The organism is Herbaspirillum sp. GW821-FHT09A12 (assembly GCF_059418325.1).
Genome location: NZ_JBWKPR010000003.1, coordinates 143,041 through 162,591 on the forward strand (window position 1 = coordinate 143,041; position 19,551 = coordinate 162,591).

Sequence of the window (19,551 nt, forward strand, 5' to 3'; positions counted from 1 at the left end):
GACTTACTTCCTCGGGCACAGGCTAGCGTAGCTGTCAACATGGTTGGCCAGCGCCACACCGCTCTGGCGCACCTCTACCTTGCCGCCATTCTTGGCCACGTCGAAGATGTAGTAGTTCTGGATCGGCATGTTGTTGTTATTGAAGCGGAATGGCCCGCGCACCGAGCGGAATTCCCCGCCGGCCGCCTTCACCGCAGCGGCGAAGGCCTTGCGGTCGCTGGTATTGCCATTGCTCTTCTGCAGCGCCAGGTCCAGTACGTGCGCGGCGTCATAGGCCGTAGCGGCGTATTCGCTGGGCACGCGCTTGTACTTGGCCTGGAACGCCTCGACAAATTTCTTGTTCTCGGGATTGTCCAACGCCGCATCCCACATCGCGCCATACACGCTGCCCACGGCGGCATCCCGCAACGCCGGCATGGTGGTACCGTCCACGGTGAAGACGGAGAACAGCGGCAACTTGCCCAGCAGGCCCGCCTGGCTGAACTGCTTGACGAAGTTCACGCCCATGCCGCCCGGGTAGAACACGAAAACCGCGTCAGGCTTGGCGGCCTGGATCTGCGAGATCTCGGCGGAATAATCGGTCTGGCCGACCTGGGTGTAGAGTTCGTCCGCCGCCTGGCCCTGGTAGAAGCGCTTGAAACCGGTCAGCATGTCCTTGCCGGCCTGGTAGTTCGGCGCCAGCAGCACCACCCGCTTGAAGTTCTTGGACTTCATATGCTGCCCTACCGCTTCTGCCGCGCCGTCGTTCTGCCACGCGACAGAAAACACATTGGCGGCACAGGATGCGCCGGCGACCGGCGACGGGCCTGCATTGGTGCCGATCGCCACGATGCCGGAATCGACGATGGGCTTCAGGCCCGCCATGAAGACATTCGAAAAGCCCATGCCGACGATGGCATCGACCTTGTCCTTCTCGATGAACTTGCGAACGATCTGCGAACCGATCTCCGGCTTGAGCTGGTCATCTTCCTTGAACAGGGTGACGCTGCGCCCGCCCAGTTTGCCGCCGTTCTGTTCGACAGCCAGATTGAAACCATCGACCTGGTCCTGTCCCACTACTGCCTGGCTGCCGGTCAAGGGGGCCGATAAACCGATCTTGATGGCATCGGCCGCTACCGCCGGCATGGCTGCCAAGGCAGCCAAGACCGCCAACGCGCCTGCGCCGGCGGCGAGTGTCTTCGAATATTTCATGCTGTCTCCTCTCCTGTCGTCATGGGAATGGCACCGCATGCATGGCGGCGCCTTGTTTTTCTAGATTGCGACGAAGACCTTTCCGTCCTCGATGCGTATCGGATACGTGCGTACATCGACGGTCAGCGGTGCGCACATGGCCTTGCCGCTACGGATATCGAACTTCCCCTGATGCAAAGGGCATTCGATCTCGTGACCATCCAGGAAGCCGTCGCACAACCTGGCATGGCCGTGGGTACAGATGTTGTCGGTGGCGAATACTTCATCGTCGACCCGATACAGGGCCAGATCCTTGCCCTCCACTTCGACGCCGATCACGTCATCGGCGGGAATGCCGTCGACGTTGCCGGCCTCGATCCATTGTTGAGTGCAGGTATCGCTCATGAATGCCTCAGATCGGATAAATCAGGGAGTTCGGAATCATTTCCGAGTCATAGATGCACAACTTCGTGCTGAACCGCATCCCCTGCGGGGTCATGCGGACTTCATCCACATAGCGTCCAACATTGAAGATGGTCGTCTCCTGGCTCAGCTTGGTGCGCAGGATCGAATAATTGGCCTCGACCTTGAGCACCTCGCCCGCCACCGACTTCAGCATGGGCAAGCCGGTCACATTGCGCTGATAGTAGGGATCGTGGAACAGGGTTTCGCGGATGCCATAGACCCGGTCATGCAGCATGCCCTTGCTGATAAAGGACATCGTGGCCAGCGGGAAGCCGCGCTCGAAGTTCTCGCGCGGCTGCACCTTATAGAGGCATTCGTCGGTAAAGAAGTCCGGCCATTCCTCCCAGCGCCCGCTGCTGGTCACTTCGGCATAGCGGGCATAAAGCTGGCACAGTTCGACATACAAGCTAGCGTCCATCATCAAACCTCCATTACCTTGCGCCAATAGTCGTACATGCCCCGGATCAGGGTCTCGGTCACCATGTGCTCGGTGTCATGCACTTCACGCCCGTCCAGTTCGGCCAAGGTCCGATGAATCGGCTTTTGCTCAAAGCCGCTCTGCGAGAATTCGATCACTTCGCCGTCGTCCGCCGAGACGAATCCGGCCGGGCCGAACAGGTTGGCCTGGATCAGGCGGCGTTCGGTCATTTCCTCGGTATCGTCATCGAAGCCGAAATGGGTCCAGACGAAATCGAAGGAACCGGTGCCGTTGGGCTGGATGTGCCGGGTCGACACGCTGTTGACCTGTTGCTGGAAGATCACGCTGGGAAACACCGTCATCATCACGGCCGTCGGCCCCTTCCACCAGTCTTCCTGGACGATGTCGAGCAGGCGCTTGTCCTGGATCTGCATGCTTTCCTTGAAGCTGCTGACACCGGCGGTCACCTCGGTCTTGACGCCACCGGTGCCACGGGTAGAGATCATGGCCGCATGCCGGAACTTGTCATCCATGCGCAACTGCGACTTGTTATCCGCACGCCACAGGCCGTAGGTCACGAACCATGTATGCAGCAGTCCCGGGTGATAGGGATCCTTGATGTTTTCCTGCATCAGCTTCCAGTTGCCCGGGATGCGCTGGCGGTTGTAGCCCAGGATCTTCAGCTGGCGACCGTTGAACAAGCGGTCGAAATAAGCCAGGATCTGCGGGCCCAGGAAATCTTCCAGCGACTCCACCTCGTGGTCGAAGGAGGCGAACACGACACCGCCGCGGCGCGCCACCTTGAGCTTGGTCAGGCCATGCTCCTCAATCTTGAAATCGCTCGGCATGCCGCCGTTGACCTTGCCATCCTGCTTGACGCCGCGCCGGAACGGCACGCCCTGCAGGTCGCCATTGAGTTTGTAGTTCCACTGGTGATAGGGGCACACCAGCTCCTTGCGGTTGCCGCTGCGCTCGCGGCAGAACTGCATGCCGCGGTGCGCGCAGACGTTCTCCACCACATTGATCTCGCCATCGGCGTCGCGGATCATCACCACCGAGCGCTCGCCCACCACCGTACGCTTGAAGTCGCCATGGTTGGGGATCTCGGCCTCTAGGCCGACATAGTTCCAGTGCCCGCGATAGAAGAAGCGCTCCAGCTCGCGCTGGTACAGGCCCTGGTCGGTGTAGGCCCAGAACGGGATGCGGCTGGAGCCGTCGCCGGTCCATTTCTTTTCGACCGGGAAAGCTTCGCTGGGGTTGTGCATGTCAAGTCTCCTCTTGCGCGGACTGCTGTCAGCCCGCCACACGAACGCGGATCGTTCCCAGGCCCTCGACGGAACCTTCCATCAGGTCGCCGCTGGTCACCGCCGCCACGCCTTCGGGGGTGCCTGTCATGATGATGTCGCCCGGTTCCAGGGTTTCGTATTGCGACAGGTAGGCAATGCTCTCGGCGACCGACCAGATCAGCTCCTTCACGTCGGAACGCTGCCGTGGCTGGCCGTTGACCGTCACGGCGATGGCGCCGCTGGTGACCTGGCCGACGCTGGCCACCGGATGAATCGGGCCGATCGGGGCGGAATCGCGAAACGACTTGCCGAACTCCCAGGGGCGGCCCTTTTCGCGCGCCTCCAGCTGCAGGTCACGACGTGTCATGTCCAGACCGACGGCATAGCCATACACATGCGACAAGGCATCGTCGACACTGATGTTCTTGCCACCGCGGCCGATGGCCACCACCAGTTCGATCTCGTGATGGAAGTTGGCGGTCATCGGCGGATAGGGAATGCGGGTCTCACTCTCGCCTGCCTGCACCGCTGCATTGGCGGGCTTCATGAAGAAGAACGGCGGATCGCGCTCGGGATCCTTGCCCATTTCACGCGCATGGGCGGCATAGTTGCGGCCCACGCAGAAGATGCGGTTGACCGGGAAGGCATCTTTGCTACCGGCAATCTCAAGGGTGGCGACGGGCGCGATGGGTACGGCGTAGTTCATGAATGCTCCGATTGAGGAAAAACTTGGCCGTCCGAGCAGCCAAATGCATGGGTTGAAATGAGGGATGCGACGTGTTCTTCAGATGTATGCGGCAGGCTTAGCCTGCCGCCGGCAAGCGCTCTTCACGCCAGAAGCCGATCGCCTGCTGCGCCGGCCGGTCGGAATAGCTGAAGACAATCGCCTCGCGCCGGGATCGCAACTGCAGCGTGTACCAGGAGGGCACCACGAAAACGTCGTTCTCCTGGAACTGCAACAACTGGTCGCCGACCAGGGCCTCGCCCTCGCCTTCCAGGCACACGTAGACCGTGGCATCGGTGCTTCGGTATGGCAGGCTCTCGAAGCCCGCCGGCAGCAGCTGGATGAAGGCCCCCATGGTTGGCATCGGCGACGCACCGGTTGCCGGGTTCACGAAGCGCTGCTTGTAGCCATGATGCGGATCAATCTGGCCGCGGGCGATAGCCTTGAGTGCGCTGCGGGTCTGCGCATACGGATAGACGAATACCTTGGTGGGGGAATTGGCTGACTGCTGGAAGTCGACCGGCACCATGTTGCTGCCATAGCGCGCCAGGGCATCGCCTTCGGGCCGGCTGACACCTTGCGAATGCGTCTCGCCTGGCTCGGCAAAACCGGCATTGAAGAAGCGCGCCAGCGGAATATCCAGTCCGTCCAGCCAGACCACCGGCTCTTGCCCGAGGTTGCCGTGGTCATGCCAGGTCCAGGCCGGTGTAATGATGAAGTCGCCACGCCGCATGGTAGTGCGCTCCCCATCCACCGCTGTGTAGGCACCCTCGCCGTCCAGCACCAGGCGCAAAGCGGACTGGGTATGGCGGTGCGCCGGCGCCACTTCCCCCGGCATGATCAGCTGCAGGCCTGCATACAGGGTCTGGGTGGCAGACGAGTTGCCGCGCAGCCCTGGATTTTCCAGGATCAGCACGCGGCGCTCCGCCTCCTCGGCGCTGATCAGGCGTCCGGCCTGCATCACATGCTCGCGTACGTCCGCATATTTCCACAACATCGGGCTGATGACCGGTGTCGGCTGCTTCGGCACCAGGCGCCCCAACACTTCCCACAGCGGGGTCATGCTGAAATGGTTGATCTGATCGTAATACTGGCGGCGTTCGGCACGCACCATTTCTGGTACTTCGGCTTTCATCTCGTCTCCTTCTTGTAGTCTTTTGCTGTTAGTTGGCGCTGGCGTAAAACGCATCGGCATAAATGTGTTCCAACGCGACGCCTTTGGACTTGGCAATCAGGGTCGCCGCCTCGACCATCGGCGGCGCACCGCACAGGTAGGCGCGCCAGTCGCGCAGGTCGCTCCAGTCGGCTGACACCGCATCGGTCACCAGCCCCACGCGATGCCGGGTGCCGGGCTCGTTGGTGGCGATCACCACGTGGACATGCAGGTTCGGATTGCGCCGTGCGAGCGCTTCCAGCCAGTCCAGGCCATAGATGTCCGCGGAAGAGCGCACGCCGAAATAGAGATGGATGGGATTGGTCATCTTCAAGGCGGTGGCGGCGCGCACGATGGACAATACTGGCGCCAGGCCAGTACCGCCGGCGATGCACAGCACCGGGCCTTCATGCTTCTTGCGCAAATAGGCGGTGCCCATCGGGCCGGATACCCGCACCTGGTCACCGGCCTTGAGCTCATTGAAGACATAGCCGGTGACGCGCCCGTTGGGCACCTTGCGGATATGGAATTCGAGGGTATCGTCATCTGCCACGCCTGCCATCGAATATGGCCGGATATGTTCAAGCGTGAATTGCAGGATGGCGTATTGACCCGCCGAGAACGAAAGCGGCTTGGGGGACTTGAGCACCAGTCGCTTGATATCGTGCGTGAGATCCTCGATCGCCACCACGGTCGCCTTGAGGATGCGCGCGGGGTGCGCCACGATCTCGTCAGGTTCGGGAATTTCCACCACGCAGCTCTCCGTGAGCACGCTCATGCATGCCAGCACGTGGCTGCCTGCGCCGGGATTGGTCAGCTTGGCATCGCCCGCGGACTCCAGCACCTTGCCCTCGACGAGCTTGCAGCGGCAAGTCCCGCAACGGCCTGCGCGGCAGCTGTAGGACACGGGGACGCCGTTTGCCTGCAGCACCTCCAGCAGATTGTCTCCCGCCTTGACGGCGAGCGAACGCCCAAGTGGTTGCACCACCAGTTCCATGCCTGTCTCCTCTGCCTACTTGTCATTTTTTTGTTTGGTGAGGCGATTATAGGAAGCGGCCATTTATAAATATATAGTATTCTCTGAATTTAAATAATCACTAGCAGTGATATTACTCAAGGGCAGGAATGGAACTCAAGGACATCGATCTCAACTTGTTGGTGGTCTTCAACCAGTTGCTGGTCGACCGCCGCGTGTCGATCGTCGCCGAGAAACTCGGCCAGACCCAGCCCGCCATCAGCAACGCGCTCAACCGCCTGCGACGCCTGCTGGGCGACGAATTGTTCCTGCGCACCTCCAAGGGCATGGAGCCGACCTCGCTGTCCATCCAGCTGGCCGAACCGATTGCCTACGCCCTGAGCGCCATCCACAGCACGCTCAACCAGCAAGCCCTGTTTGATCCAGAGCGCACCAGTCGCACCTTCACCATCGGCATGACTGATATCGGCGAGATCTACTTCCTGCCACGCCTAATGGACACGCTGGCCGGCATCGCCCCCAATATCTCGATCAATACCGTGCGCAACACTGCCATCAACCTCAAGGACGAGATGGAGTCAGGCCATGTCGACCTGGCGGTCGGTCTGCTGCCGCAATTGAAAACGGGATTTTTCCAGCAGCGCCTGTTCGAGCAGAAGTACGTCTGCCTGATGCGGCGCGGCCATGCGCTGGACAAGAAAAAGATTACCGTGGAAGAGTTTTCGGAGGCGGAACATGTGAGGGTGGTGGCGCCCGGAACCGGTCACGCCAAGCTCGACGAGGCTATCGAGCGCAAGGGGATCCGCCGCAACATCCGCTTGTCGGTGCCGCATTTCGTGGCGGTCGGCCACATCCTCTCCACTACCAACATGGTCGCGACTGTGCCGGAGCGCTATGCTCGCCAATGCCTGGCGCCGTTCAACCTGCGCTTCCTGGAACATCCCGTGGATTTGCCCGAGACCGGGATCAATGTGTTCTGGCATGCCAAGTTCCACAAGGAACCGGGCAATCAGTGGCTGCGCAGGCTGATGTTCGATCTGTTCTCGGACAAGAAGAACGCGGCCGGCGGCAAGTCCATTTGAGACTCGCCCGGCCGCCCAGCCTGGCGGCTTACTTCACGCTGATCGCGGACTTGATCAGCTTGCTCCACTCCTTGAGGAGCTGCGTGTAGTAGCTATCATCGTGACGCCACAGGCGGTTGATCGCCATGCCCCGCACCAGGTTCAGCGTCAGGTTGAGAATCGTGTTTGCCTGCTTGCTGGAAAAGCCTGCCGCACGGAACACCTGCAACCACACCTCGTTGGTTGTGTTGCGATAGTGCTGCATCACCGGGAGTATCTGCTCCATCAGTTCGACGTCCGTGCGGGCCACGATGATGACTTCCAGCGCGGCCACGAATGGCCAGTCGAAATAGACGCTCAGGCTGTCGGCAATGAAGCCCTCGACCGGATCCTTGACGGCCTGTGCCGATTTCGCCACCCGCTGGCCACGTTCGATCGAGACCTCATAGACCGCGGCAGTAGCGGCCACCACCAGCTCGGCCTTCGAATTGAAGTGGTGCATCAGGGCGCCGTTGGACAGGCAGGAGCGCGTCGCCACCTCTTTCGTGGTCAGGCCGGCATAGCCTTTCTCCATCAAGACGTCGATGGCGGCGGTCAGTAGACGGTCGCGCGCCTCACGGGTACGGTCGCTCTGGGTCCGGCGTGCCGGCTTTTTTTTCACCGCGCCATCGCCATGCCCGGAGACCTGCGCCTGGGTGTTATCTGCGTCGGCCTGCAGCCCGAGTGACGAAGCGCCGGAAGAGATCATTTTCTAAAGGTGGAAGAATTACTTGCGGGCACCCATTATACCGCTGTGCATCGGGGACTTCCGGCGCGAAATCGCGCGGCAAGAGCATCAGGCTTGCAGGTTTTTCATGCTGGCGGACAGCCTGAGGCCGGGACAAGCTTCCTGCGACCTCAGGCAGTGATATGGCGGATTTGCGGGCTTATTGACGCAGCGAACGGCAGCCCCGGAAAAGGACATGGCGAAACCGGCTCCACGCACCAGTCTCGCCTTGCCGTCACAGGTCCAGCACCAGGACCGGCGACTTCGCACGAGAGCAGCACGGCGTGAACTGGTCGCCCCTTCCCCGTTCCTCATCTGTCAGATACTGGTCTCGATGATCCGGCACGCCCTCACAGATCCTGGTGAGGCAAGTCCCGCAGATGCCTTGCTCGCAGGAAACGGGAATCTCGATGCCGGCATGCGCCAGCGCCTCCACCACCGTCTGCCCGGGCGCGATCGCTATCATGCGTCCACTGCTTTGCAGCTTTACCGTAAAAGCCTCGCCATGCTCGACAGGCGCCGCTGTAAAAGCCTCGTAGTGCAGATGCGCCCAGCGCATCTGCTCGCAGGTATCCTGCACGTGCTTGAGAAAGCCCATCGGGCCGCAGGCATAGACATGCGCATCAGGGTCGGCGCGACCCAGTATCTCGCCCACCGACGGCCGTGCCGCGTTGGGCGTGTCGTCGAACCAGAAAGACACCTTCTCGCACAGCGCTGATTGCAGTATCTGCGCATGAAAGGCCGTTCGCTCAGCGCTGCGCGTAAAGTAATGCATATGGAACCTGGCGCCTTGCGCCAGCAGCTTCCACGCCATCGCCATGAGCGGCGTGACACCGATTCCGCCGGCCAGCAGCACGACTTCATGCTCGCCAGGCACCAGGTGGAACAGGTTTCTTGGCTCGCCGATCAGCAGTTCGTCGCCGATCGCCACCAGTTCGTGCATGGCCCGGGATCCCCCGCGGCTATTGGGATCGTGCAGCACGCAAATCTGGTAGCGTTGATCCTGCGCGGGGTCGTTGCACAGGGAATACTGGCGCACCAGGCCATTGGGCAGGTGAACATCGATGTGCGAGCCGGCGCTGAACGGCGGCAGGGCCTTGCCATCAGAGCGCTCGAGCTCGAAGAGAGCGATATCGGATGCCGCGCGGCGCTTCTCGACAACGCGCACAGGAATTGTCTTGGTAGTCATGGATGCAATCCCGGGACAGCCGCTTGGCCGTCCCGGCCAGGATGAAAAGAGTACGGGATGGAAAAACGCTGCTCAGTTTTTCAGGGGACACTTGTCGTGATAAGCGTCCTCGACCGCCTTGAACGGCGTGGCCAAAGTCTTCAGGCTCAATCGCGCCTTGCCGTCCTTGGCAACTTCCAGGATGTGCATGTCCTGGATCGGGAAATGATTGTTATTGAAGCGGAAGGCGCCGCGCACCGACTGGAAATCAGCCGCCTTGAGGGCTGCCATGAACGCTGGCTTGTCACTCACGTTGCCGCCGACCTTCCTGATGGCAGAGTCCAGCAGCTGCGCGGCGTCATAGCTTTGCGCGGCATAGTTGGAAGGAATCCGGCCATACTTCTTTTCGAAGTCTTCGACGAAGCGCTTGCTGGCCGGCACCTCCATATCCGGCCCCCAGAAGCTGCCGCTCACCATGCCCAGCGCGTTATCTCCGATCGATGGAAGATTGATGGCATCGGCCACGAACACCGACAGCAGCGGCACCTTCTTCATCAAGCCTGCCTGGGCATATTGCTTGGCAAAGCTGACGCCCAGTCCACCCGGGAAGAACGCAAATACCGCATCGGGCTTGGCCGACGACACTTGCGAGATCTCCGCCGCGAAGTCCAGCTGGTTCAACTGCGTGTAGATCTCGTCTACCACTTCACCCTTGTAATGGCGCTTGAAACCGGCCAGCGTGTCCTTGCCGGCCTGGTAGTTAGGCGCCATCAGCAGCACGCGCTTGTATTGCTTGTCGGTCGCATATTTGCCCACGACTTCGGCCGCCTGGTCGCCCTGCCAGGCGGTAATGAACTGGTACGGAGAGCATTGCGCACCCGCGATCTGCGACGGGCCGGCATTGGAGCCGATCAGGAATACCTGCTGGTCGGTCACGTACTTGTGCACCGCCATCATGATATTGGAGAAGGATACCCCGGTGATGATGGGCACCTTTTCCTTCTCGATCAGCCGCCGCACGGCCTGGTTGGCCACATCCGGCTTCAATTGCGTGTCTTCCTTGATCACCTGCACCGGAACATTGCCCAGCTTGCCGCCATTACGTTCGACGACCAGCATGAAACCATCATATTGGTCACGCCCGATCGAAGCCTGCGGCCCCGACAGCTCGCCGATGAATCCTATTTTCACCGGTGTCTGCGCGGCGGCCGGCACCCATGCGGCCGCTGCCATGGCGGCCACGGCGGCGCCCGTCCATGCCGCCTTTTTCCAAGCATTTTGCATTCTTGTCTCCTCTCTGGTTTTATATTTTTTCTTGCTGCAAATGGCCAGCCCTTCAGCTTGATGCGCCGGCTCCTTCTTCCCCGCCCTACTTCCCGGCGGCTGCCTCCTGGCGTTCCGCGGCCAGCATCCGTTCCAGCGCGCGGCGCATGCGCACCGGCCCCGCGTCTACACTCAAGAGCACCGGCTTCATGTCCCAGAAGTTCATCTCGCCCAGCGCTGCCTGCTGGGCATCGAGCATCGGCTTGTCTTGTTCCTCGAAGGCGAAGCGGCGCAATTCCGCATAGCGCGCCGCCTCGTCAGTCGTCATCACGGTGCCCGAAGGCAGCGCAGCAGCGAAGTGATAGTGCGTGGTGCGTTCGGTTTCCGGGGTCAGGATGTGCACGCCGTAGTACCAGCCTTTGTCTTCACGCTCACCGCCCGGCGCATGCACGCCCGAATCCAGGATGAAGCTGCTGGGCGGGATCCAGCGCATGTTGGTCCACATGTCGACCTGCTTGCCGTCGCGCTTGTACAGCATGTCGAAAATGCCTGGCACGCTGACATTGGGCATCCAGCGATTACAGATGATGTGCATGCCCTCTTCCTTGACCACCTGGTCGGCGCCGACCTGCTCCGGACTGCCAAGCAGCCCGTCGTGGAGATAGGTGATGTGGCTCAGGTCGAGCAGGTTTTCCGCCATCAGTTCATAGTTGGCATTGATATGGATATAGCCGCCGGTACTGGTGCGAAAGCCTGATTCCGGCTCAAGGACGCTGTAGTCCGGGATCTGCGCGGGGTTCGCCTCTTCGTCCCCCATCCAGATCCACAGCATGCCGTGTTTCTCGTGCACCGGATAAGCCCGCACCTTGGCAGCCGCCGGGATCTTGCCGTCACCGTGGGGATTCTTAACGCACTTCCCGGAACAATCGAACTGCAGCCCGTGATAGCCACATTCGATGGCATCGCCCCGGATGGTACCGAGATGCAGCGGAATGAAACGGTGCGGGCAGCGATCCTGCAGCGCCACCGCCTCACCGTTCTGCTTGCGATAGAAAACCACTTGCTGGTCAAGCAATGTCCGATGGAACATTTCGTCGCGTTTCACTTGCGCAGCCCAGCATGCGACATACCACGCGTTCGTGATGAATGCCATTTTTGTCTCCTGAGTTGAATAATTATTTGTTTGTGAAATTCTACACCACGAAACAAACAGAGCAAGCGGTTTGTAAATTAATTTGAATTATTGATTCCGTGCAGCAATCCACTGATCTGCATTGGCGAAATCGAACCAACCGTAGAATGGAAACAACAGATCGAAAAAATCTGCTTGTACTGTCAATCTATCCATAACGGATCCACCGGCGTCCAACTGCATCCAGTACGCCTGGAGGTATTTTTTTTTGGGGGGGTAGCGACAGCATAAAAAATAAAGAAACTCTTTTCTTTAAAGGGTTTCCGACCAATGTTAAGTTAAAGTGACGCCGCCCCACCAACAAAAGGAAATGGCCCCGATGGGGCCATTTCCTTTTGCCTCAGACAACATTGAATTCCAAACAGCCCCCCCCCCCCCGTCCCAATAGCGTCTTTTTTATTTATAAACGCCGCATCCCAAAACAAGGCCGTCGACCAATTCGATGTAGGTACGCTTTTCTTCCAGCAGGCCGGTTATCGGGTTCTGCCATCGGTAATCCACCCATCCCCGCCCTGCGCTTTTGGCGGTTTCCACGAAGTGCCGGATGAATGGCTTGCCATCGGCGTCCTTCATATCGATGAGGTTGCGGCCGATCAGCTTGGTATTGTCGCCATGGGCCAGGGTGTTCCCATCCAGGTCGATCGCGTTGATGTAGAGGTCGCGTTGCCGGAATTCCGGCGCCGGAAGGCTGAAATCGGCCAGCGCGGCCTCGGCGCCGTTGGCCTGCACATGGCGTACGGCGCGCTTGACCATCGCAATGGCTGCGTCCGAACTGTTTTCCAACCGGAATGCGGCCACCGATTGCGCCAGCGAGGCAGCCAGCTGCTGCATCTTCAGTGCCGAGGAAGCCGCGTTCTCGACAAGCAAGGCATTCTGCTGCGTCATCTTGTCCATCTGCCCCACCGCGTGATTGATCTCGGTAATGCCGTGGCTCTGTTCACGCCCAGCCTGCGATATTTCCGCAATGATGCCCTCCACCTGGGCCACCGACCGCACAATGTCACGCATCGCACCTTCTGCCTGGCTCGCGAGAAGATTGCCGCTTTTCACTTTCTGCACCGACTCGTCGATCAGGGCCTTTATCTCGCGCGCCGCTACGGCCGAACGTTGGGCAAGCGAACGCACTTCCGAGGCGACCACCGCGAATCCACGGCCTTGCTCCCCCGCGCGCGCGGCCTCGACGGAGGCATTCAAGGCCAGGATATTGGTCTGAAATGCGATACCGTCAATCACGCCGATGATGTCGACTATGCGGGTTGAACTATCGTTTATCGCGCCCATGATGTCGCGCACTTGCTCTACCACCTGGCCGCCGCGCAGCGCCGAACCGGAAGCCGCCGCGACCACCTGGTTGGCATGCTCCGCGTGGCCGGCGTTTTGCGACACCATGGAAGTCAACTGCTCCATCGATGATGCGGTTTGCTGCAAGGAGCTGGCCTGGCTTTCTGTCCGGGAAGACAGCGCACTGTTGCCGTCGGCAATCTGGTCGGATGCCTCCGCGATGACCTGGGTCCCCACGCGCACATCGCCGACGATTTTCTTCAGGTTGCCGTTCATGGCTTGCAGGGCGTGCAACAGGTTCGCGATTTCATCCTTCCCCTTGGCCGCGATGTCCGAGGAAAGGTCGCCGGTCGCCACCCGCCGCGCCAGCGACAGCGCAGCCTCCAGCGGACGAGTGATGCTGCGCCCGACCAGCCACGCCACCGCGCCGGCCAAGGCCAGCACCAGCACGGCGCCGCCCGCCGCATATTGCAGCAGCATCGCCCTGGCCGCCTCGGCTTGCGCCACCAGCCCGGCGATGGCAAGCGACTCCCGATGGCCGATGCCCTGCCCCAGCGCCGTCAATTGGCGGGCCAGCTCATCCTGGCGTGCGATATCGTTGAACCCCACGATCGCCGCAAGTATTGCCAGCAGAATGAACAACAAGGCAAACGCGCCAGCCAGGCGCGTGCGAATAGAACACCAGCGCAGGTCCATTGTCTCCGTCCTTATTTTTTTGCTCTTCCTGGATTTCGCCGCCGCGGGCAGTACCTAGCGCTTGGCCAGGCCCAAATAGCTCTCGACAATCCTGGGGTCGGCCGCCAGGGCATCTGCCGCCCCTTCCTGCACCAGCTCGCCCATCTCCAGTACGTAGCCGTAGTCCGCCACCTGCAAGGCTGCGCGCGCATTCTGCTCCACCAGCAAGGTAGCCACGCCGGTCTCGCGCAGTTTGGCGATAATCCCGAGAATTTCCTTGGTAATCAGCGGCGCCAACCCCAGGCTTGGTTCATCCAGCATGAGCAACTGCGGTTTGGCCATCAAGGCGCGCCCCACCGCCAGCATTTGCCGCTCGCCGCCCGAGAGCGTCCCGGCCGCTTGCTTGCGCCGTTCCTGCAACCGGGGAAACAGATCGTAGACCATGTCAATCTGGTCCATATAGCCGGCCTCGCCATTGCGGCGGCGCTTATAGGCGCCAAGCTGCAAGTTGTCTTCCACCGTCATGGTGGCAAACAGCTCCCGCTTTTCCGGCACCAGCGACAAGCCCCGGGCTACCCGCTCTTCCACGTCCAGGCTGCTCACGTCATGCCCGAGCCACGCTACACGGCCGGTGGCAGCGGCATTGACCGGCAGGGCGCCCATGATGGCATTCAACAGCGTGGACTTGCCCGCGCCATTGGGGCCGATCACCGTCACGATCTGGCCGGCGCGCACCGTCAAGGCCGCGCCGTGCAGCGCCTCGACCTTCCCATAGCGGGCTTGCAGCCCGCTGACTTCCAGCAGCACGGATGCCTGCGCGGTAACGGCCACCTCGCGGCGGGCGATCATGGTTTCGGCATTCATCATCAAACTCCTCCGAGGTAAGCTTCCAGCACTGCCGGATGTACCTGAATCTGGGCTGGTGTTCCTTCGGCGATCTTGGTGCCGAACTCCATGACCACGATGTGATCGGTCAAGCGCATCACAAAATCCATGTCGTGCTCTACCAGGAGCACTGCCATCCCCTCGCCGCGCAGCTTAGCAAGCAGCTCGGACAGGGCCTGCTTCTCCTTCAGGCGCAACCCGGCAGCCGGTTCATCGAGCAACAGCAGTGCCGGATCGCAGCACAGGGCGCGGGCAATTTCCAGGATACGCTGCTGGCCCAAGGCCAGGCTGCCGGCGGGGCGATCCAGCAGATCCCCCAGACCAACGCGTTCCAGTTGGCGCCTGGCCTCCGCCATGATCTTGGCCTCTTCCCCGCGGTTCAAACGCAACAGTCCGGCCAGGATGCCGCCTTGAGGGGAAAAATCGCCGCGCCGGTAAGCGCCCATTGCAGCGTTTTCCAGCACGCTCATCCCCGGCACCAGGCGAACATGCTGGAAGGTACGGGCAATGCCGCGACTGGCGATTTGGCGCGATGACAATCCCGCGATGGAACGGCCACGGTAGTTCACCTTGCCGCTGGTAATGGACAGCACCCCCGTCACCAGATTAAAAGTGGTCGATTTGCCGGCGCCGTTGGGGCCGATCAGCCCGACGATCTCGCCGGCCTTCACACTGAAAGACACGTCATTGACCGCCACCAGGCCGCCGAATTGCTTGCGGGCCGCTTCGACCTCAAGAATCGTCTCGCCGGCGGCAGGCTTCGGCAACTGTTCCAATGGCGCGGCATCCGCAGGCACCCGCATCCTGGTGCGCCCAGCGAAGCGCGCCTGGATATGGGGCCACAACCCTTCATTGGCATATTGCAGGAAGATCACCAGGGCAATGCCGAAGACCACGGCCTCAAAATTGCCCTCGCTACCCAGCAATCCCGGCAGCCATTCCTGCAGGAAGTTGCCGAGCATCGTAATCAGCCCGGCCCCCAGCAGTGCGCCCCATACGTGAGCGGCACCGCCGACCACCACCATCAGCAGATAGTCGATACCGTACTTCAAGCCAAAAGGCGTGGGATTGACCGCATGCTGCAGATGCGCATACAGCCAGCCAGAGATGCCGGCCAGGATAGCCGCGTAGACGAAGATCACTATCTTCATGCGTGCGGTATCGACCCCCATGGCCTCGGGCATCACCGTGCCGAACTTCAGCGCCCGCACGGCACGGCCGGCCCGCGAATTGAGAAAGTTCTGAACCGAGATCAGCGCCAGTATGGCAACGACCCAGATCAGTACATACATCGACGTGCCGTTGCCAAACTCGAACCCGGCCACGCTGATGGAAGGAATGCCGCCGATCCCGTCGTATTTCCCCAAGCTCTCGAGGTTACCGAACAGGTAATACAAGGACAGTCCCCAAGCGATGGTCGACAGCGGCAAGTAATGTCCGGAAATGCGCATGGTCACCGCCCCGATCAGCAAGGCGCAAACGCCGGTGATGGCAATCCCGGCCAACAGCCCCAGCCACGGCGAAAGCGCATAGTGCGTAGTGAGGTAGGCAGTGGTGTAGGCGCCGATGCCAACGAAGGCGGCCTGGCCGAAAGAAGTCAGCCCTGCGACGCCGGTCAGCAGCACCAGGCCCAGTGCGACGATGGCGTAAAGGCCCACGTATGAAAGCAGCGTGATCCAGAACGGCGGCACGCCAAGGCCCGGCAACACCAGGACCAGGGCAAAAAACAGCACCGGCAAGAGCGTCCGCAATGTGAGTGTGTTGGTCATGGCGCTTCCTTCATGCTTCTTCATCGACGTGGTGGCTGGTCAGCGAACGCCACAGCAAGACCGGGATGATCACGGTAAACACGATCAATTCCTTGAAAGAGCTGGCCCAGAATGAGGAAAAGCTCTCCACCAGCCCCACCGACAAGGCGCCCGCCGCTGCGATCGGATAGCTCGCGAGGCCGCCGAAGATGGCGGCCACAAAGCCCTTGAGCGCGATCAGGAAGCCCGACTCGTAGTTGACGATGGTGAACGGTGCGATCAGGATGCCGCACAGCGCGCCAATACCTGCGGCCATGGTGAAAGACAGCTTGCCGGCCTGGTTGATGCCCACGCCCACCAAGCGCGCGCCCAAGCGATTGACCGCGGTAGCGCGCAAGGCTTTCCCCGAGAGGCTGCGTTCAAAGTAGCACCAGATCGCGGCGATCAGTGCCAGCACGGTGGCAATCACGATCAGGCTCTGGCCAGAGACCATGCTTTGTCCGAAGGTCAGTTGCAAGTCGGTAAACGGCTTGGTGTTGGAGCCTTCCGGCCCGAACATCAGCAACCCCAGGCCCACCATCGCCAAGTGCACCCCGAGCGAAACGATCAGCAACACCAAGATACTGGCATGCGCCAGCGGCTGGTAGGCGATGCGATAGATCATGGGCCCCATGGGCACGACGATGGCCAGCGCCAAGGCAATCTGGAGCAGCATCGGCAAATCTTGCAAGGCCAGCTGCAGCGTCAGCCAATAAAGCGCCGCCGGGAATACCAGGTATTTCCCGGCCAGCACCGGCAGCCGGCGCGGCAGACGCACACGCCGCTCGGCTACGCGCAGGCTGCCAAGAACTTCCGCCGCCAAGGTTGCCACCCCGAGCGCGACCAGCAGCAATGCGGTACGCGGCGCCTGGCCGTTTTGCATGGCCGCAAGCGTCAGGGCGCCGAATGCCACAAATTCGCCTTGCGGCAGGAAAATGACTCTCGTCACTGAAAACACCAATACCAATGCCAACGACAGCAGGGCATAAATCGCGCCCGTGGTCATGCCATCCTGGATCAGCACCGCAACTATGCTCGCATCCACTTCTTCCTCCCTAGATTGTTGCCGCCAAGGCGTGCACCGCTTCTTCGGCGCCCGCCCCGGCCTGATTACGCCTGATGCCTTGCGTGCGCACCGGTCTGATCTTCCGGTGCCGCCGCGGCTTTTTATTGATGGCGCGGTGAACCGCCCTGGGTCAGCCCGGTTTCTTTGCGACCAGCGTCAGGATGTCGTAGGAGGCCACCAGCTCGCCGCCTTGATTGGTGACTTCCACGTCCCAGGCCACCACGCCTTGGCCGACGCCCTTTGCATCCGTTTTGTTGCGATCGATCTTGCGCTTGCAGGTCAGGCGTGCCTGGATGGTGTCGCCGATCCCTACCGGCTTGATGAAGCGCAGCGTGTCCAGGCCATAGTTGGCCAGCACCGGCCCCGGCGCCGGCGAAACGAACAGGCCGGCGGCCGCGGACAGCACGAAATAGCCGTGCGCAATGCGCTTGCCGAATGGCGACTCCCTGGCCGCTATCTCGTCGAAGTGCATATAAAAATGGTCTCCGGACAGGCAACCGAAATTGACGATGTCGGCTTCGGTGACGGTACGGCGATGGGTGGTCAGCGAATCGCCGATCTGCAGATCGTCGAAATGATGGCGGAAGGGATGCACGCCCGTATCGCGCACGGCCGCTCCGCGCACATGTTCGCCGACCACCGCGGCCAGCATGGTCGGCGAACCTTGCACGGCGGCGCGCTGCAGGTAGTGCTTCACCGCACGCGCCCCGCCCAGCTCTTCCCCCCCGCCGGCGCGACCTGGCCCACCGTGCTTGAGCTGCGGCAGCGGAGAGCCGTGGCCGGTAGATTCGATCGCCGCTTCCCGGTCCAGTACCAGCAGGCGTCCGTGCCATGCCGCGGCCACCGGAATCGCACGGGCTGCCACCGCCGGATCATGCGTGACCAGGCTCCCCACCAGGCTGCCGCGGCCGCGCGCGGCCAGATCCAACGCATCGTCGAGTTCATCGTAGGCAATCAGCGTACTGACAGGGCCGAAGGCTTCGACATCATGCACGGCGCTATTGGCGGCGCCATCGCGGCACAGCAGGAGCGTCGGCGCGAAGAACGCGCCATCGCTTACCCCTTCGCCCTGGGGATTGAAGCCATCGGCAGCGCCGAAGACCTGTTCCGCCCCCTGCTTCAACAGCGCGAGTCGCTCTGCAACGTCATGCTGCTGGGCTTTGGAGGCCAGCGGTCCCATGCGCACCTGCTCCAGTGCGGGGTCTCCCACCACCGTCTTGGCCAGGCGCGTGCGCAAACGTTCAGCCACGGCGTCGATGTGGCGCCGGGGCACAATGGCGCGGCGGATTGCCGTACATTTTTGGCCGGCCTTGGTCGTCATCTCACGCGCGACTTCCTTCACGAAGAGGTCGAACTCCTCATCATCCGGGGTAACGTCCGGGCCAAGAATGGCACAGTTGAGCGAATCCGCCTCGGCATTGAAGGGAATCGAGTGACGCACCAGATTCGGATGCACGCGTAGCTTGGCGGCGGTGTCTGCCGAACCGGTGAAAGTAACCACATCCTGCGGCTGCAATCGGTCCAACAGGTCTCCAGTGCTGCCAATCACCAGTTGCAGGCTGCCTGCGGGCAGCAATCCGGAACGTTCAATCAGGCGCATGGCGGCTTCGGCCAGGTAGCTGGTGGCAGTTGCAGGCTTGACGATGCAGGGCATGCCGGCCAGGAAGGTCGGCGCGAATTTCTCGAGCATGCCCCATACCGGGAAATTGAACGCATTGATATGCACCGCCACGCCGCCGCGCGGGACGAGGATGTGGGTGCCGGCAAAGCGGCCTTGCTTGCCCAACGGCATGGCGGGACCTTCGTGCACCAGGTTGGACGATGGGAACTCATTGCCGCCAACGCTGGCGTATGCGAAGAGCGTGCCGCTTCCGCCTTCAATATCGATCCAGCTATCGGCACGGGTGGCGCCCGTATGCGCAGAGATCGCATACAGTTCTTCCTTGTGCTCAGTCAGGTATTTGGCCAGCGCCTTCAGGATCGCCGCACGCCGCTGGAAGTCCAGCGCCAGCAACGCCGGCAGGCCATGGCGGCGGGCATGCTCCAGCGCTTCGCCGAAGTCGATGCTTTCCTGGTGGGTGGAGGCCACTTCCCGCCCGTTCACGGCGCTGTGCAGCGCTTGGGCGGCAGTTGTTCCGACCCAACGGCCGGCGATGTAACTTTGCAAGAGGGTCGGTCGTACTGTCATAGCAATATCCTGTGGACGGCAAGAAAG

At 61.3% G+C, this 19,551-nt stretch carries 17 protein-coding genes; 1 reads left to right on the forward strand and 16 read right to left on the reverse strand.

Translation table 11 applies throughout. The annotated features are described in order from the left end of the window. Window positions 1-3 precede the first annotated feature (3 nt). The 7 genes from AC07N6_RS10815 to AC07N6_RS10845 all read right to left on the reverse strand — a co-directional run bounded on the left by AC07N6_RS10815 (window position 4) and on the right by AC07N6_RS10845 (window position 6,213). Window positions 4-1,191 (reverse strand): ABC transporter substrate-binding protein, encoded by a 1,188-nt coding sequence (locus tag AC07N6_RS10815; RefSeq protein ID WP_494781841.1) that lies wholly within the window; start codon window positions 1,189-1,191, stop codon window positions 4-6. Between the two features lie 60 nt (window positions 1,192-1,251). Then, window positions 1,252-1,575, reverse strand: coding sequence for a non-heme iron oxygenase ferredoxin subunit (locus AC07N6_RS10820; protein WP_494781842.1), 324 nt, complete (start codon window positions 1,573-1,575; stop codon window positions 1,252-1,254). Window positions 1,576-1,582: 7 nt separating this feature from the next. Further along, window positions 1,583-2,053, reverse strand: coding sequence for an aromatic-ring-hydroxylating dioxygenase subunit beta (locus tag AC07N6_RS10825; RefSeq protein WP_494781982.1), 471 nt, complete (start codon window positions 2,051-2,053; stop codon window positions 1,583-1,585). Window positions 2,054-2,055: 2 nt separating this feature from the next. Then, window positions 2,056-3,318 carry an aromatic ring-hydroxylating dioxygenase subunit alpha gene (locus AC07N6_RS10830; RefSeq protein ID WP_494781843.1) on the reverse strand — a complete coding sequence of 421 codons (1,263 nt, stop codon included), beginning with the start codon at window positions 3,316-3,318 and terminating at the stop codon, window positions 2,056-2,058. 28 nt (window positions 3,319-3,346) lie between these two features. Then, a complete protein-coding gene (locus AC07N6_RS10835) occupies window positions 3,347-4,045 on the reverse strand; it encodes a fumarylacetoacetate hydrolase family protein (RefSeq protein ID WP_494781844.1) in 699 nt (232 codons plus the stop codon). 97 nt (window positions 4,046-4,142) lie between these two features. Continuing rightward, window positions 4,143-5,198 (reverse strand): gentisate 1,2-dioxygenase, encoded by a 1,056-nt coding sequence (gene gtdA, locus AC07N6_RS10840; RefSeq protein ID WP_494781845.1) that lies wholly within the window; start codon window positions 5,196-5,198, stop codon window positions 4,143-4,145. 28 nt (window positions 5,199-5,226) lie between these two features. Continuing rightward, window positions 5,227-6,213: a 2Fe-2S iron-sulfur cluster-binding protein gene (locus AC07N6_RS10845; RefSeq protein ID WP_494781846.1), complete on the reverse strand. Its 987-nt coding sequence runs from the start codon at window positions 6,211-6,213 to the stop codon at window positions 5,227-5,229. A gap of 128 nt (window positions 6,214-6,341) precedes the next feature. Here AC07N6_RS10845 and AC07N6_RS10850 point away from each other — a divergent pair, with 128 nt between their 5' ends. Then, window positions 6,342-7,274, forward strand: coding sequence for a LysR family transcriptional regulator (locus tag AC07N6_RS10850; protein ID WP_494781847.1), 933 nt, complete (start codon window positions 6,342-6,344; stop codon window positions 7,272-7,274). A 28-nt stretch (window positions 7,275-7,302) separates the two neighbouring features. Here AC07N6_RS10850 and AC07N6_RS10855 read toward each other — a convergent pair whose 3' ends face one another. The 9 genes from AC07N6_RS10855 to paaZ all read right to left on the reverse strand — a co-directional run bounded on the left by AC07N6_RS10855 (window position 7,303) and on the right by paaZ (window position 19,524). Continuing rightward, window positions 7,303-8,001, reverse strand: a complete 699-nt coding sequence (locus AC07N6_RS10855) for a TetR/AcrR family transcriptional regulator (protein ID WP_494781848.1) — start codon at window positions 7,999-8,001, stop codon at window positions 7,303-7,305. Between the two features lie 253 nt (window positions 8,002-8,254). Further along, window positions 8,255-9,208, reverse strand: coding sequence for a PDR/VanB family oxidoreductase (locus AC07N6_RS10860; protein ID WP_494781849.1), 954 nt, complete (start codon window positions 9,206-9,208; stop codon window positions 8,255-8,257). A gap of 72 nt (window positions 9,209-9,280) precedes the next feature. Further along, the gene (locus AC07N6_RS10865; protein ID WP_494781850.1) at window positions 9,281-10,471 is read right to left on the reverse strand and encodes an ABC transporter substrate-binding protein; all 1,191 of its coding nucleotides are present in this window, start codon (window positions 10,469-10,471) and stop codon (window positions 9,281-9,283) included. Between the two features lie 85 nt (window positions 10,472-10,556). Continuing rightward, window positions 10,557-11,603, reverse strand: coding sequence for an aromatic ring-hydroxylating dioxygenase subunit alpha (locus tag AC07N6_RS10870; protein WP_494781851.1), 1,047 nt, complete (start codon window positions 11,601-11,603; stop codon window positions 10,557-10,559). 435 nt (window positions 11,604-12,038) lie between these two features. Then, on the reverse strand, window positions 12,039-13,619 hold the full coding sequence (locus AC07N6_RS10875) for a methyl-accepting chemotaxis protein (RefSeq protein WP_494781852.1): 1,581 nt from the start codon (window positions 13,617-13,619) through the stop codon (window positions 12,039-12,041). Window positions 13,620-13,673: 54 nt separating this feature from the next. After that, window positions 13,674-14,465: an ABC transporter ATP-binding protein gene (locus AC07N6_RS10880; protein WP_494781853.1), complete on the reverse strand. Its 792-nt coding sequence runs from the start codon at window positions 14,463-14,465 to the stop codon at window positions 13,674-13,676. Further along, window positions 14,465-16,252, reverse strand: a complete 1,788-nt coding sequence (locus AC07N6_RS10885; protein ID WP_494786254.1) for a branched-chain amino acid ABC transporter ATP-binding protein/permease — start codon at window positions 16,250-16,252, stop codon at window positions 14,465-14,467. The genes AC07N6_RS10880 and AC07N6_RS10885 overlap by 1 nt, the downstream gene beginning before the upstream one ends. Before the next feature lie 10 nt (window positions 16,253-16,262). Continuing rightward, entirely contained in the window at window positions 16,263-17,315 is a 1,053-nt protein-coding gene (locus AC07N6_RS10890) for a branched-chain amino acid ABC transporter permease (protein WP_494781855.1), read from the reverse strand. A gap of 151 nt (window positions 17,316-17,466) precedes the next feature. After that, window positions 17,467-19,524: a phenylacetic acid degradation bifunctional protein PaaZ gene (gene paaZ / locus AC07N6_RS10895; protein WP_494781856.1), complete on the reverse strand. Its 2,058-nt coding sequence runs from the start codon at window positions 19,522-19,524 to the stop codon at window positions 17,467-17,469. Window positions 19,525-19,551 lie beyond the last annotated feature (27 nt).

What these genes read in the sequence shown, in the direction of transcription:
- AC07N6_RS10825 (WP_494781982.1), bottom strand. Translation starts at nt 2,053, where the DNA reads ATGGACGCTAGCTTGTATGTCGAACTGTGCCAGCTTTATGCCCGCTAT.
- gtdA (WP_494781845.1), bottom strand. Translation starts at nt 5,198, where the DNA reads ATGAAAGCCGAAGTACCAGAAATGGTGCGTGCCGAACGCCGCCAGTAT.
- AC07N6_RS10885 (WP_494786254.1), bottom strand. Translation starts at nt 16,252, where the DNA reads ATGACCAACACACTCACATTGCGGACGCTCTTGCCGGTGCTGTTTTTT.
- AC07N6_RS10850 (WP_494781847.1), top strand. Translation starts at nt 6,342, where the DNA reads ATGGAACTCAAGGACATCGATCTCAACTTGTTGGTGGTCTTCAACCAG.
- AC07N6_RS10815 (WP_494781841.1), bottom strand. Translation starts at nt 1,191, where the DNA reads ATGAAATATTCGAAGACACTCGCCGCCGGCGCAGGCGCGTTGGCGGTC.
- AC07N6_RS10830 (WP_494781843.1), bottom strand. Translation starts at nt 3,318, where the DNA reads ATGCACAACCCCAGCGAAGCTTTCCCGGTCGAAAAGAAATGGACCGGC.
- AC07N6_RS10865 (WP_494781850.1), bottom strand. Translation starts at nt 10,471, where the DNA reads ATGCAAAATGCTTGGAAAAAGGCGGCATGGACGGGCGCCGCCGTGGCC.
- AC07N6_RS10870 (WP_494781851.1), bottom strand. Translation starts at nt 11,603, where the DNA reads ATGGCATTCATCACGAACGCGTGGTATGTCGCATGCTGGGCTGCGCAA.
- AC07N6_RS10845 (WP_494781846.1), bottom strand. Translation starts at nt 6,213, where the DNA reads ATGGAACTGGTGGTGCAACCACTTGGGCGTTCGCTCGCCGTCAAGGCG.
- AC07N6_RS10820 (WP_494781842.1), bottom strand. Translation starts at nt 1,575, where the DNA reads ATGAGCGATACCTGCACTCAACAATGGATCGAGGCCGGCAACGTCGAC.
- AC07N6_RS10875 (WP_494781852.1), bottom strand. Translation starts at nt 13,619, where the DNA reads ATGGACCTGCGCTGGTGTTCTATTCGCACGCGCCTGGCTGGCGCGTTT.
- paaZ (WP_494781856.1), bottom strand. Translation starts at nt 19,524, where the DNA reads ATGACAGTACGACCGACCCTCTTGCAAAGTTACATCGCCGGCCGTTGG.
- AC07N6_RS10880 (WP_494781853.1), bottom strand. Translation starts at nt 14,465, where the DNA reads ATGATGAATGCCGAAACCATGATCGCCCGCCGCGAGGTGGCCGTTACC.
- AC07N6_RS10855 (WP_494781848.1), bottom strand. Translation starts at nt 8,001, where the DNA reads ATGATCTCTTCCGGCGCTTCGTCACTCGGGCTGCAGGCCGACGCAGAT.
- AC07N6_RS10860 (WP_494781849.1), bottom strand. Translation starts at nt 9,208, where the DNA reads ATGACTACCAAGACAATTCCTGTGCGCGTTGTCGAGAAGCGCCGCGCG.
- AC07N6_RS10835 (WP_494781844.1), bottom strand. Translation starts at nt 4,045, where the DNA reads ATGAACTACGCCGTACCCATCGCGCCCGTCGCCACCCTTGAGATTGCC.